The following is a 13,846-nucleotide window of genomic DNA, read 5'->3' on the forward strand; positions in this document are numbered from 1 at the left end:
CATGGCAGGAGCAGTTAACATTAAGCTGGGGGCAGTTGTTACCGACTTTGTTGCCGGGTTTCGGGCTGCAGGCGCTGCGGCTGGTCAACTGGTTACGCAGCTCAATGGCAATGTGGTCGCCAGCTTTGCGGCCGCTGATCGGCAATCCCGTCAGTTCGAGCGGGGCCTGGGCCGGGTCGCTTCCAGTATGGAGAGTTTTGGCCGAACGGCTTCGCTAGTATCGGCGGGTATTACCGCACTGGGTATTGCATCGTTTAAAACCTACGGCGAGATCGATGGCATTCAGCGGGCACTGAAAATTACAGCGGGTTCCGCGCAGGAGGCCACCAAACAGTTCGCGGAATTTCGACAGCTGGCCCGTCTGCCGGGTTTAGGTCTGGAAGAAGTAACCCAGGCAGGCCTTCAACTCGAAACGTTAGGCTATAAAGCCCAGACCGCCGAGAAATATGTCAATGAGGTGGGGAATGCCATCGCGTTGGGTGGGAAAGGCAAAGTCGAATTTGCGCAGGTCATTACCCAGTTTACCCAGATGGCAGGAAAAGCCAAAGTACTGGGAGATGACCTGAAACCCATCATTACAGCCTCGCCCGTTATCTCCAAGGCGATCAGCGATATGTTCGGCACGGTCGATTCGGAGCAGATCAGTGCCAAACTGCAAGCGGTGGGTCGGAGTCCGAAAGACTTCATCAACGATCTGGTCATTAACCTAGCCAAGCTGGAGCGGGTAGAAGGTGGGCCAAAAAATGCCCTGGAAAATCTCGGTGATGGCCTGAAGATTGCCCAATTCCAGTTCGCATCAGCGGCCGATAAAGCCTTTGGGCTGACAGAACTAATCGACCGGATTGGCAATGCCGTCGGTAGTCTGGCCGATCGTTTTACGGCCCTTTCACCCACGACGCAGAAAGTAATCCTGACCGTTGCGGGCCTGGTGGCCGCCATTGGTCCACTGGCTCTGGGGATTGGCGGACTGCTTGCCCTAGTCCCTTCCGTAGTCGCCGGATCGGCGGCTATAACAGCTGCGCTGGGCGTGTCGATTGGACCCATCCTGCTAATTGGTGCAGCCATTGCCGGTGTGGCCGTGCTGGTGGCCGCCAACTGGGATTATATCAAAACAGTTTTAACGAATTCGGGCATCTGGCAATCGGTCAAGGATCTGGTCGGCTCAGCCATGGGCTTTGTGCGGTCAGTATTTACCGTTTATGTCGGCTATATCCAGGCCGTCTGGGCACGATTCGGGGGCTTCTTTACAACCATTGCCAAAGGAGCCTTTGAAGGAGTCGTGGCCGTTTTTAAGTTCGGGGCTGGCTTATTGCAGGGTATCTTTTCGGCGCTTACGGGGTTACTAACGGGTAATTGGAGCCAGTTCGGCAACGGCTTACTGATTGTCGCCAAATCCATCTGGAACTTACTGATTGACGGCTTCAAGCTCATGGCTGCTACGATCGGCCGCACCATCGGCTCTATTTTTCAGCTGTTCGGAGCCACCAGTCTGGCGGATAAGATTACAGCCGGTATTGATAAGGCACTGAGTAAACTGGATGGACTTAAGGGAAGTATTCAATCCGTTCAGGCGGTTGCCAAAGCAGGCGTATCGCTCAATGTAGCGACGGGCAATAAAGCCGGGGCAGCTACGAGTAAAGACAAAGCCTTTGATTACGCCAGCATTAGCATGGCAGGGTCTGCCGCTGAGCAGACCAAAAAGCGAATCAAAGAATTAAAAGACGAGATTGCCAGTGGGAAGCTGTTAGGGAAGGATGTATCGGCTCAACAGGCTGAATACGATAAACTAAAGGCTAGTCTTGATTCGGCCACCTCTTCATTTAAGGCGCAAAAGCCTGCCGTTGAAGGGGTTGGATCGGCACTGACCACGAATGAGCGCATTTTAAAGCGGCTCACCAAAGAACTTAGAGAGCAGGGCGATACGGCCAATAAATCAAGAAGCCAGCAGGTAGCCCTGTTTCAGGACCTGGTTAAACAGGAAAAGGAGCTTGCTAATTTCAAACCCGTTAATCTCGGTGAGTTAAAGCCGATTGTCGCACCGAATGCGTCCAATCAACGGGTAAACTCGATTATCAGTAGTGGTGGGGTAACCACACAAGGTGCCAATGGGTCACTGGCTTCAATTGGCTTACCAGGACTCGATGAATTTCAGCGGAAAGCGAATGAACAGATTTTCGAAGCCCAATTAACGCTTAAAAACAACAAAGATACGCTGCGTATCGCCCTGGCTGATTTCCCAACGGTGTTTGGCTCCATCAAGGACGAAATGCAGGGATTGATCACGAGCGATCCTCTTAATACGCAGGGTCTAATCACGTCTGTTCTTTCGTCCGTTCAGGCCATTTCGGGGGCTATTTCCAGTGCTCGCGATAGTTTGATTTCAGGGGGTATTGATCTGCTGGCTGGCATTGGCGAAGGACTGGGAGCGGGTAAGCTCAGCTTCAAGTCGATCATCAAAAGTGTCATCGATATGATTGCCGATGCGGTCATCGCCATTGGTAAGGTGATGATCACGACCGGTATTCCGCTCACACTATTCCCGGCAACGGCCGCTTTGGGTTTCAAGCAGATCCTGACGGGTGGTGCCATCGTGCTGGCCGGTGGCGTGGCCAAAGGCCTGGCCGGGGCGTTGCTGTCCGACAACACAAAAGGCTTCGCCAAAGGCGGGCTGTTCCGATCGGAAAGTTTGATCCGGGTGGGTGAGTCCAGCCGGGCAACTTCAGGTGGTCTGGGCGAATGGGTATCACCCGTTGGCTTAGGCGCTGATTTAATCTCGGAACGCATTATGAAAAATCTGGGTGGCCCCCAGATCAACCGACCCGATTTAAGCCAGGTACGGCCCCAGCGGCTGCTGGTGACCCATACCGGTGAATTCAGGCTCAGCAAGGGCGATTTAGCCCTGTCGCTGGCCGATGCCGAGCAAACCAACGAATACTATTCGTAATGCCCCAGTACGTCGAAAAATACTACGCCGAATTCATCGAGCAGCCAAACAAAGGGCTGGGGCTATTTCCTGCTTTATATAAAATATCCTTTCGGTTTCCTGATTTCTCGGGAACACCGACCAAACTACAGGTCTATAAAGATTCGCCCGTCAAGATCAGTAAATCGACCTCGGACTCCAGCCGGTTGGCGTTCTGGCATCCGCTGAAGGCAGATTTCAAACTTCGCGCGTCGAATGCCTTCGAAAGCCGGGAATTTTATGTCCGCTCCGATCGCGATATCCAGGTCGTTATTTTAAAAGATACCACGGCTACCGGCTTTGCCTACACCAGTACGGTTTTTGCGGGCTGGCTGCTGCCCGCTGATTTTTCCGAGCGGTACGGCAAAAAACCCTACCCCATTTCGGTCTCGGCATCCTGTGGCTTATCGACGCTGAAAGATCGGCCCATTCTGGACCCAGACGGCAAACGTTTACAGGGATACGTTAGTAAATCGACCGTTATTCGCACGGCTCTGTATAATTCTGGTCTGGAATTGCCCCTGATCACGGGGGTGAACCTGTTTGAGCGGGCGAGCCTGGCCGCTGGCCAGCTGATCAATGGAAAAGCCAATCCAGCCAGTGACCCGCTTTTTACCACCCAGATGCAGGCCGAAGCGCTGGTTAGTGACTCGGGTGAGACCCTGAGTTGCTACGACGCGCTCAAAAAAGTGCTGGAACCCATGGGGGTAAGATTGGGACAAGCTGAGGGTAAGTGGTTTGCCATTCGGGCCGATGAAATTACGGGCGAGTGGGATGTCTGGAATCAGGAAGCCGGCAAGCGCCTGCATACCCGTACCTACACCAGCTCCGATTTGTCGGCAGGTCCGGATATCAATTCCGATGTCAGCCGGGATATGCTGATCGATATTTACCCCAATCAGACCGTTCGGGTGAAAAACGAAGATCCCACGCTGCGCCTGCTGGGCATCAAACCCGGCGTCAAAGTGGTGCAGCAGTTTGGCCGGTACCTGAACTATTTGAAAAACGGGGACTGGGCATCAGTCGATTCAACCTTTTTGCCGACCAACTGGACGCGCAATAACATCACAGCGGATAATTCCTTCCGGGTGGGCCTGGGCAACGAAGAGGACCAATATGGGATGGTGCTGTACGGAGCGGGCGACGAAAAAGCCAACGCCGATACGCCCAGCATTCGCACCCGAATGATTTTTGAAAAGGGATCGCTCGCCTATACCCAATCTTACAAACGAACCCTGAAATGCAAGTTTGAACTGCATCTGATTCGGGCCGCTAAAATCGTGGTGCTCGCCTATCGGGATGATAGTGGCAACAATGATGGTGGTGAATACATTCTGCAGGGAGGTGGCACCTGGAAGCGGGCGCCGAGCCGGGCGGAAATGGTAGGCCTCCTAACCTACAATGCGAATGAAGCCGGCACGATTTCCTTTCCGGGTATCTCTTCGATCACCTTGCCCATGAATGCGCTGGATCGTGTGCGGATGCTGGATATCTGGGTCTGTGTGGGCGAAGCACTCGATTTGCCGGGTGGTGGGCCCAACCTGGGTACACCGGGCAATCGCCCCTTCGTCAAGTACTACAACGTCACGCTGGAAACCGAGAAGGATGGCGTCAACCTGGAAAGCAGTCAGGTCGTCATTACCGACTCCAAACGCAAGCTCGATGCGACGGCGACCCTGACGCTGGGCGACGTGCCCTGGCCCCTGCCCAATGACCGGATTGGCTCGTTGTTTCGGGCCGGCAGTCATGAACCGACGGTCGACTGGAACCGGGGGGATGCTGGTGATGCAACCGGTAAGCCGCTTACAAACTGGCTGGCTGAATCGCTGGCCCGGCAGACCATGCAGCCCAGTGAGGTCATTGAAGTGACACTCATGGGACGGCTGCCGTACGGCCTGCACACCGGTCTTCGCTTTCTGGATATTGGTCGCAGCGGCTCGGGACAGATACCGTTGCAATCGACGAATCTGTCTGTCGAGTTCCAGAGTCCGGGTTTTGGCAATTACGTCCTGCCGGGCGTGTATCTGCCCTGGATCAAGGTGGGCATGCAGGTAACGATCATGGATCCATCCGGTGCCAACTCGGGTACCTACACGGTAACCAGCTATTCAGGCCTGGTGAAAGATCCCTGGTTCTTTACGGTCGATGGTACGCTGACACCAGGCAAGAGTTCGGGGGTAGCCATTACGGATACCAGCACCATCGACGATGGCCTGTTTACTCCCTACATCTTTCAGCAGACCCGCATGGACTGGGATGTACGTGGCTGCGAAATCGTTACTTCCGCCAGCCGGGTGATGGATCTCGATGTCGAACAACTACCCATGCCCAAAGGGTACTGGGCGGATAAGGACGGCAATTTGATTCCCCTGGCGCTCGATGACAACGATCAGCCCGTTCCGCCTGCCCTGAAAACGACGCTCAGCGAGACCGAACAATTTCAGCGGAACCTCCAGGGGGCCGGTCTGAAAGCCAAACTGGGCATTAGCTCGGCCATCCGAGGCTATACCCCGATTGAAACGGGAAAGGCCAAACTGGGAGCCGATGTATTCACGAACGGCATTAAGGTTGGCTCTGTCATCGCCAGCCTGCGCCGGCAAATTAGCCTGATGAACCCATGAGCCTACCTGCAAAATCCATAACCCTGACGACCGGCGGCTTTCTCACAAAAGGCTTTACGTTTTCGGTGCTCTCCAATCAGGCTGGCCACGAAGAGGACCAGCGGGATCAGCAGGAGGATCCGCTGTTTGTGGCCGATTACGACAACCAGCCGTTTGTCGCGGGCGTGGTGTACCGGTTTTTGGGCTATCACCCGGTGTACATGGCCGATCAGGAGCTGGTGCGGGTCGTCTTCAAAGAAACAGGCGGCTATGATTTTCTGGACCCGAACGAGAATCCCGGATCTGGAGACGTAGGCAATGGCAGCACCAATGGTGTAACCTTTTTACCAGGTACTGGGAAAAACGGCCAGTTCTGGGGAGTACTAAAAATTGGCAATGCATACTATGCCGTGCCCGATGATCCGACGCTTCAGATTGTTACCCAAAATGGTGCCCATACGACGATCATGCCCTTTTTCAAAGGTGGAATTAACGCGATCCTGCCTACCCCTCCGCCCGGTACGCCAGTTGCGAATGTGCTGATTGGCAACGATGGCATCTTGTACCGATCTACGGAAGTAACTCTACCCACCGAAGTCATAACGTGGACTGTTCTTGAGCAGTACATCGAAGAGGACGATGATGTTGTTGATCCCCCCGACCCACCGCCGTTTACCAAAAAGTCTGCGATGGACGTCAACGACTGCGAACAGCTGGCCGGTTGGGGTTATAATAGCCAGGTCATTCCAGCCGTCGTCACGATTACCGTGGATGGTGTCTTTGAAGCCAATGTAACGGCTCAGCGGGTCCGCACCGATGTGCGCGATGCGTTGATTGCTGCCGGTATCCAGACCGACAATACGGTATTTGGCTTTAACTACATGAAGCCAGCCAAATACCACGACGGGGTTCAGCACGCCTGGCGCGTATTTGTCGATGGAGTCGAAGCGGTTGATTACAATGTGCCGAAAGAAAAGACCTGCGCAGCTCCTGTTGTTCCGGACGTCCCTTACGAGATGTTCATCAAGCAGTCGTTGATCAACTCGGTCAACAAAGGGGGCGATAGTAAGACAGTAACCCTGATTCAGGTTTGGTCCGATTGGTCAGAAACAGCTTATGCCGGCTCACTTGTTCCGGTATGGGGTATTTCGGGCGTGCCTGCGGGTATTGTGGCGGTTCCCTACGATCCGGCTAAAACGCTTGATGTCGCGGCAACCAATGATGCAACGGTTTCTGATTTTGTCATTACCTGTTCGCTGACGTTGCCGCAGACCGTTCAGGTGATTACGGTTGGTTGTACCCGGCCTGGTGGGTTGACGACCTATAACGCCAGTTATCACTTTATCCCGACCGGTGGGTTCAGTGACCCTCCTTATCCAACCTTGGACGAGGCAAACGATACGGCAGGCGAAGCCTTCGACAATACTCGGCCCGGCAATCTGGATATGTTTATTATTCAGGCTGCCAACCTCAACGTGGGTACGGATGTGTATTTGGGGAATGGTACCAGCTGCGAGAAGGCGGGCGATAACATCTATGCTGTTTTCGATAGTCAGGGTGGAAACACCGTGAAAAAGGCGATTCAGGTTGTTGGTGGCAAAATTGTGGCTGTCAAAGATTCGACGTATACGACGCCGGTAACACCACCTAGTGAAGTCGGAGCAACAGCCATCAACGTCATTTTCTCAACGATTAGCAGTTCGACCAACCTGGTTATTGATTACGAGATGAAAGTGAAATGCGTAACCGCTGGGTTAACCATTTCGAATCAATTCGTAACCAACAATCCGGCTACATCCGCTCGCTTCCTGGATGGCCTGACGGTCGAAACGGCTAGCGTGATTGCTAGCCCCTACAAGAGCTTTCGCAATACCACCTCCAACTCAAAATATTACAGCTTCGCTCTTTCCCTGAAGCGGCTCAAAGCGCTGTATCCAACGGCGACCGTCATTGATTTTGATCTGACTGTAAAACGAAAGTTTGCATCGGGGACTACCTATGATGCTGACTCCAGGTACCGGGTTACGCAGGTCAATTTCAGCAATCACCGCTCGTATGGTATCGTCTCGATTCCGCTGAATGATAACACGGGCGTGGACTATGACTACAACGGCATTTCGCAAGACGGAGTGCAGAAAAAGTATTTGGGGGACAGTGTGCAAGGCGTGTTGATACCCGCCGACGTGGATTTCGTAATTGGTCGCTGGTCGGTCAATCTGGCTAACAACACAGCAACGTTCACTGAAACCGTAGAACCCACACCCTAATGGCACGACTGAGATTAGTAGTCCAAAAATCGACCGTCGTCGATGGCGGAGCTCCGGTACTGGAAACCCGGCATTTTCTACAGGCCGTTGCTGGCGTGGATTGCGATACGGATGCCGCTGCATTCCTGGCACTTGATAACAAACAGGCTCTAACGACAACGGATGTGCCGGTGAATCTGGCGGGCATGCATTGGAATCCTAGAGGCTGTTCGCCCTCGGGAGCCGTACCGACCATCATTTACGATCCGGCCTATCCGCACGTACCTGACACACCGGGTGGCGGCACTGATCCGGGTAGTACGAACCCCTCCGATGAGACCAACTCCATTCTGTATACATCCACTTCAAATAACGACGGGGGACCCGTCTAGCCCAATGAGACAGCTCAGCCTATTTTTGTCGTTGGTGCTGATTGCACTGAGCACCACAGCCCAGACCATCACTGGCTATCGGGCCAGTACGCTGGTCGATGGCACCCAGTTAGTTTACCGGCAATATTCAGATGGTACGCAGGTACAGGTCGATCACTTACCCACGGATGCTGTCCGCAGCCGTCTGGGTGGCAGGAGCCTGATCCCGTATGCACCAGAGAATAAAAGGGTATTTAATCCCGCCCAATTCGGAACGAATAAATACTATTCGCCCACGTTCCGATTTTCGGTTGATTTCGTCGGTACAGCCACCAAAGCCCAACGGTTAGCGTACGGCGTTAATACGTTTAATGATTTTAGCGTCGCTGAAGCCGACAGATCCCAGTACTCACCCGGTGAAGGGCAAGCGTACATCACGGAAAGCGGCATTCATCACACACTGGAGGGAGAAGGTTTCTATGTGTCGGATCTGCAAACCTACTATAACATGATCTGGAGCCGGTGCCCAGCCTATGGCTATGGGGATCTGGCATTTATGAAGTACCTCGTTTTGAACATTGAAACGAGTTCCGATTGGAAACGGGACATTTATGGTTCCGGGCTGATTGGCTGGCCCAGCTGGGATGTGGGCAAAACCAAATCAGTCAAATGCGAAACAGACGGGGTAACCCGGACGGTGGAGCAGATTCAGGCGATGGGTGACAGCTGGTGGCAAAACGAAACCTATATCCGTCGTACCAATCGTTACCGGCTGTTACTGCTGGTCTTAAAACAGAAATCACATCCGAGTTGCAAAGTCAGCATTGGTGCCAGTCCCTATCAGGGCCGTCCCAGAACGGATTTTGAGGATAATTCGCATGGTGTCTTTCTGGAGGGCTCCTGCAAGGTCGATGCACCCGGCATCGGCGGTGATGCGCAGGGCAACATTACGTTCAACAATCCGGACGGCGGCACTCGTACCTATCAGCTCACCGGATCGGCCTGGGATGCAGAGGATTTCTGCATGGGGTACTACTACTGGTTTAATTTCGATATTTCTGGTCAGGATTATCAGGATATCTGGATCAATAAGCTGCCGGGTACCCAGAATTATCCCTATCTGTGGTCGAAAATCAAGACCGTTCACATTGTAGCCGACGAAAAAGGCTACATCCAGCTGAACAGAAAACGGATGCTGGCCCGTCAGGGCGTTACCCGTCCTTTCTGGCGGATGTGCGAGCCCATGTACGAGGGCGATGGGGGGTTTGTCGATGGCGGATATCCTGCCATCGCGAATCCAGTACCGTTTCCAGATCTGCAAAATCCGGGCGGTTATGAAACGCCCAAAGTCTGGCAACAGCCCTATGCCATGTACAGCCGCTATGCGGTGACCCGGTTTTTTGCGGGGAATGAGCAGGACTGGGGCTTTTATTTATTTCCGACTTCACCCCAGTTCGTTCGGGGTGATTTCAGCCAGATACCGCTCTACAATCACGATCTGCACACCGTCACGGCCCTGTTTCAGGCCAGAGCAGACATGCAGCCACTGGAGCGATTTTACACCGGCTCGACACTGGTGGAAGATCCGGAGGTACAGCTGAATGGCGTTGGCTCTTTTTCGGCCTACAATGCCACGGCGGCCTATAACTACGCTGGAGGTGTGCAGGGTGTGCAGAAACCGGCATACATGCTCCGCTACAAACAAACAGCCACCGGCTGGACAGTATATGTGCTGGGCGGCATGAATCAGGACTGGACCGCCGAACGAACGGACATCATTCGGGTGCCTGGTGGTGGGGTGAACGGAAACATGTTCCGGGTCAAACTGCGAGGGCCAGCGGCTCAGATCTACGAGTTTTCCGTCAATGCCAGTGATTCAGGCCAGATCTACGAAGCGGTTCCCACGGCTCAGACCAACTGGGAAAAAGCCGGGTATGGTGGTCGGGTCAATTAGTCTCTATTCTTTCCAGTGCTACCGTAACTTTTTATGAAAAAATTCCTCTCCCTTTTGTCCGTACTGTGTCTGGCCATTTCGGGCTGGGCACAGACGACGGTCACTGAACACCTGATCGTTCAGTATCCACCCGGCACGAACGTCTACAAAATGACGGCCGTGCGCAATACGAGCACCTTCCCGTCCAACAATCAGGGCTGGATTGATTTCCTGAATGCCATCAAGCTGAATCAGATTGAACGGATTGCAGAAAATGGCTGTCCGCTTGCGGTGGGTGTACCCACGCCGATTACGCTGCCTACCTGCTCGACCACCACCGCTCCCAGCTGGGTAACGGGCCTGCGCTACAAATACGAGTCTCCTCAGAAACTACGCTTTGAGGCCAGAGGCACAATTGGGCAGGCCAAATTCGCTCGGGTGGATGGGCAAGCATTCACGATCAATAACCCAGGCGGTGTACCCATTACCAATGATCAGTATTATGGCTATGGGTCAATAACCGGCGATGCCGATGGCTATGATCGTCAATGGGAAATCAACATTCCTGCGGTTGCGCTGAATGTCACATTTCAGAAAGCTGGAGGTACCGAAACGTATGTGCTCAATCTAACGCCATCGCTCAGCGCAGGCACGGTGCAGGTCATTGGAACCACCTCCAATCCGGGATCAGGTACGACAACGATTACCTATAATCAGAGTTTTGCGGCTTATCAGGCATCGGGTTCCGGAACAATTTATGATAAACCAGGGGCCACCGATAGTAAAATCAAGGACGGTGAAATTACCTATACGGTGCCGAATATTCCGGCTCCAGGCAGCTACACGGTTGCCCTGTCGTATCAGTCCAATACGAATCCACCCGTCGCTCAGATCAGCGTCAATGGCGGCACGGCAACCAATTTCAATCTGGCCGCTACAGGCGGAGTGCTGACGAGCATCAGCACGACGGTGCCCGGTTTTACAACGGGTACCAATTCGGTGAAGGTTACCCCAGCGGGCGACTATTTCGCCCAGGATAAAATCACGGTGAGTCGGACGGGAACGGTTTTAGCCCCGAATTGTGGCTATACCGTGGCCGTAAACTCACCATCCACGAGTTGTGGGGGCAATGTGACGCTAACCGCTACGGCTTCCGGAACGGGTGCCACTGGCCTGACCTATGCCTGGACAGGGCCAAACAATTACGTAGGCTCAGGAGCCTCGATTGCCATCGCAGCGGCTCAGTCGAATGGCACCTATGACTATATCGTCACAGCGACCAAAGCCGGGTGTTCGGTACAGGCAACAGCGACCGTGAGTGTGTCGGGCTGTGTATCGGTTAATCCGCCCACAACAGCCATGCGAGGCGGGTATGCGGAGGGTACGCTCTCGGAGTTGTATGCGTTTGCACCCTTTGTGCCTGATCAGAATCAGATTGTCAGCTGGTCCGATCGCACCGAAAAAACGCAGCAAAATTCACGGATTCGGTTCGGCATTCACAAGAGTATCGGGGCCAGTATCACCCGCATTGAGGATGTTCGGGTTAGTGAAAACATGGTCAACACCTGGAATCGGGATTCAAATGATCCGGATCTCTGGGATAAAGGACGTTCAGGTGATGCCTGGGCCTATGGTACACCAAAGGACTATAGAGAAGGTACTCAGAGTACGAAAGACAGTGGTGATGATACCGGCTATAATGGTATCCCGGCGGGTGACCGCTACGCCCATCAGAATCCAGTCGATTACTACCAGCGCAAAAATGTTGTCGGCTACGGGGATGTAGACTATACCCGGACCGTGACCATGATGTGGTCCATGGATCGGGTGCGTACCAAATATGTCCGTCATGCCTGGTACTGGCTGGAGGGGGAAACCATCCGGTATTTCTACATCTATGAGAATAACCGGGATGATAACCAGATGCGTTTTCAGGGCAGTCAGCAGGAGCTGCCTGGCATCTATACATCGGCCAATTACTACCACCATAAGGTAGAGCTGGGTAGCAATGGCGATGTGGCTGAGGTTACCTCTCCGCCACCGGGAAACCCGCCAAACAACCAGACCGACACCGGAACCAAGAATACGACTAAAAACTATATGGGTAGCTATCGAGACGATGGCTATGGTATTACCATTTTTAGCCCCTATACGAGTCGATTCAACGGAAAGCAGTTCAACAGCCGCTTTGGTAATTACCAAAGCCTGGCCAGCTCCTACATCAACTGTGCCCCATTCACGGATCTGGATTCACCTCGTAAAGTGGCCTTTTCAGGCTACATCCATGTAGGTACCAACGCTGAATTTAAAAGCTGGCAGGCCGCTCATAGCTCCATCGAGCTGTTACCCTTCGCTACCAATTTCGCGGGTGGGAAATTTAACGGCTGGTCATCGGTCGATGCGAAAACGAAAGCCGAAAATGGCAAGGTGGTTTTTTACATCACCGATGTCAATCCGACTTCGATCACGGATCAAAATCCAAGCGGTACCCGTGGTGAGGGGAAATTTAACAGCCAGTACGGCAACTGGTCAGCCTCCAGTCTGAACACCATCTACCTCAATGTGGAGTCCGTTGGTGTGTCTCAGTTAGAAATTGGCTGGATCAAAGCGGGTCAGGATGACAATGCTGCCGCTTCTCAGCGTAAGCTGATCAACATCACCAACCCGAATTCACCGCAAACGCTCACGATCAACATGGCGGGTACGTCTGGCTGGGATGGGACGATCGTCCGATTCTTCATTGGTACGCCAGTCAGTTTACGCCCCAGCATGACGGGTAGCGAGCGTTTCGTGCCCAACTGGATCAATACGGTCAATTCGGCGCCCGCCAACTAACGTTTTAATCAATCCAAAATCATGTTGAAGAATCCAACTCCGAATCTAGAGCCGTTCCGTACGAATGCGGACTACATCAACCTGGCTAAACTGTTTTATGCAGCGGCTGGCATTCTACTGCCGCATGAACCCTTTTTTCAAAAGGATTTTGCGGAGCAGTGCTCGACGCATGGTTTGCCTCCGTATGCTTCAGAGCTGTCCTACGTGCTCAATAATCCTGATACCTATACAGACCAACTGCTGATCTATCAGTATCAGAGTGAGCTGCGGTTTGCCGAGGATTCAGAGCGGCCCATTCTCGACATCCTGATCGCGGTCGTCAAGGCATTTCGACACACGGTAACACCGGCCCATCACATCTATTAACGCAACCACTTTAACTACCTATAGAATGACAACAACTGAAATCGCTAAAACAGCTGGCCAATGGAAACTAGATGGTTTCTACAATGGTGGGTACACCAATTACAATTGGGATAGCGATCACCCGTCCTGCCCATTAAGCTACGTCTGGCTCTATAACTCCCTGTATCCAGATGGGCGGCATGGCTCGATCAGCATCTACAATGGTAACTATGGTGGGTGTGGCAGCCATAGCCTATATGATCTGGCGGCCGAGGCAGCGTATGGCGGCATTGGCTTCGAGTCGTGGCCGAACTTCTCTGGAGAGACGATCGAGTTTTATTCGAATTACGATAGCGATCCGTTTACGCTCAACCGCAATGCTTATAACTACCTGACTTCTCAGGTACAGGTTTCCTACACAATCGGCTTTTCCAGCGATCTCCAGTACATGTATTGGTATGAGCAGGGCATGAATCGTTTCCTGATCTGGAAACGGGCAACCGGTGGCCCAGCTATCCCTTAATTAAAACTGGCCACTGTCGATTCTGGCAGTG

The 13,846-nt window shown here is 53.1% G+C and carries 8 protein-coding genes; all 8 read left to right on the plus strand.

Features of this window, described 5'->3' with window-relative positions; genetic code table 11:
* The first annotated feature begins 1 nt into the window (after position 1).
* The 8 genes from GJR95_RS31440 to GJR95_RS31475 are packed head-to-tail and all read left to right on the plus strand — an operon-like array spanning position 2 to position 13,815.
* On the plus strand, positions 2–2,944 hold the full coding sequence (locus GJR95_RS31440) for a tape measure protein (protein WP_162389631.1): 2,943 nt from the start codon (positions 2–4) through the stop codon (positions 2,942–2,944).
* The gene (locus tag GJR95_RS31445; protein ID WP_162389632.1) at positions 2,944–5,583 is read left to right on the plus strand and encodes a hypothetical protein; all 2,640 of its coding nucleotides are present in this window, start codon (positions 2,944–2,946) and stop codon (positions 5,581–5,583) included. Before GJR95_RS31440 ends, GJR95_RS31445 begins: the two co-directional genes overlap by 1 nt.
* Complete coding sequence (locus GJR95_RS31450) at positions 5,580–7,829, plus strand: hypothetical protein (RefSeq protein WP_162389633.1); 2,250 nt, start codon at positions 5,580–5,582, stop codon at positions 7,827–7,829. Before GJR95_RS31445 ends, GJR95_RS31450 begins: the two co-directional genes overlap by 4 nt.
* Positions 7,829–8,200, plus strand: coding sequence for a hypothetical protein (locus tag GJR95_RS31455; protein WP_162389634.1), 372 nt, complete (start codon positions 7,829–7,831; stop codon positions 8,198–8,200). The genes GJR95_RS31450 and GJR95_RS31455 overlap by 1 nt, the downstream gene beginning before the upstream one ends.
* A gap of 4 nt (positions 8,201–8,204) precedes the next feature.
* Entirely contained in the window at positions 8,205–10,133 is a 1,929-nt protein-coding gene (locus GJR95_RS31460) for a hypothetical protein (protein WP_162389635.1), read from the plus strand.
* Positions 10,134–10,166: 33 nt separating this feature from the next.
* A complete protein-coding gene (locus GJR95_RS31465) occupies positions 10,167–12,947 on the plus strand; it encodes a carbohydrate-binding protein (RefSeq protein ID WP_162389636.1) in 2,781 nt (926 codons plus the stop codon).
* A gap of 21 nt (positions 12,948–12,968) precedes the next feature.
* Positions 12,969–13,313 (plus strand): hypothetical protein, encoded by a 345-nt coding sequence (locus tag GJR95_RS31470; protein WP_162389637.1) that lies wholly within the window; start codon positions 12,969–12,971, stop codon positions 13,311–13,313.
* Positions 13,314–13,338: 25 nt separating this feature from the next.
* Positions 13,339–13,815: a hypothetical protein gene (locus GJR95_RS31475; RefSeq protein WP_162389638.1), complete on the plus strand. Its 477-nt coding sequence runs from the start codon at positions 13,339–13,341 to the stop codon at positions 13,813–13,815.
* The last annotated feature ends 31 nt before the right edge of the window (positions 13,816–13,846 follow it).

Origin of the sequence: Spirosoma endbachense (genome assembly GCF_010233585.1) — a bacterium.
GTDB classification, from domain to species: Bacteria; Bacteroidota; Bacteroidia; order Cytophagales; family Spirosomataceae; genus Spirosoma; species Spirosoma endbachense.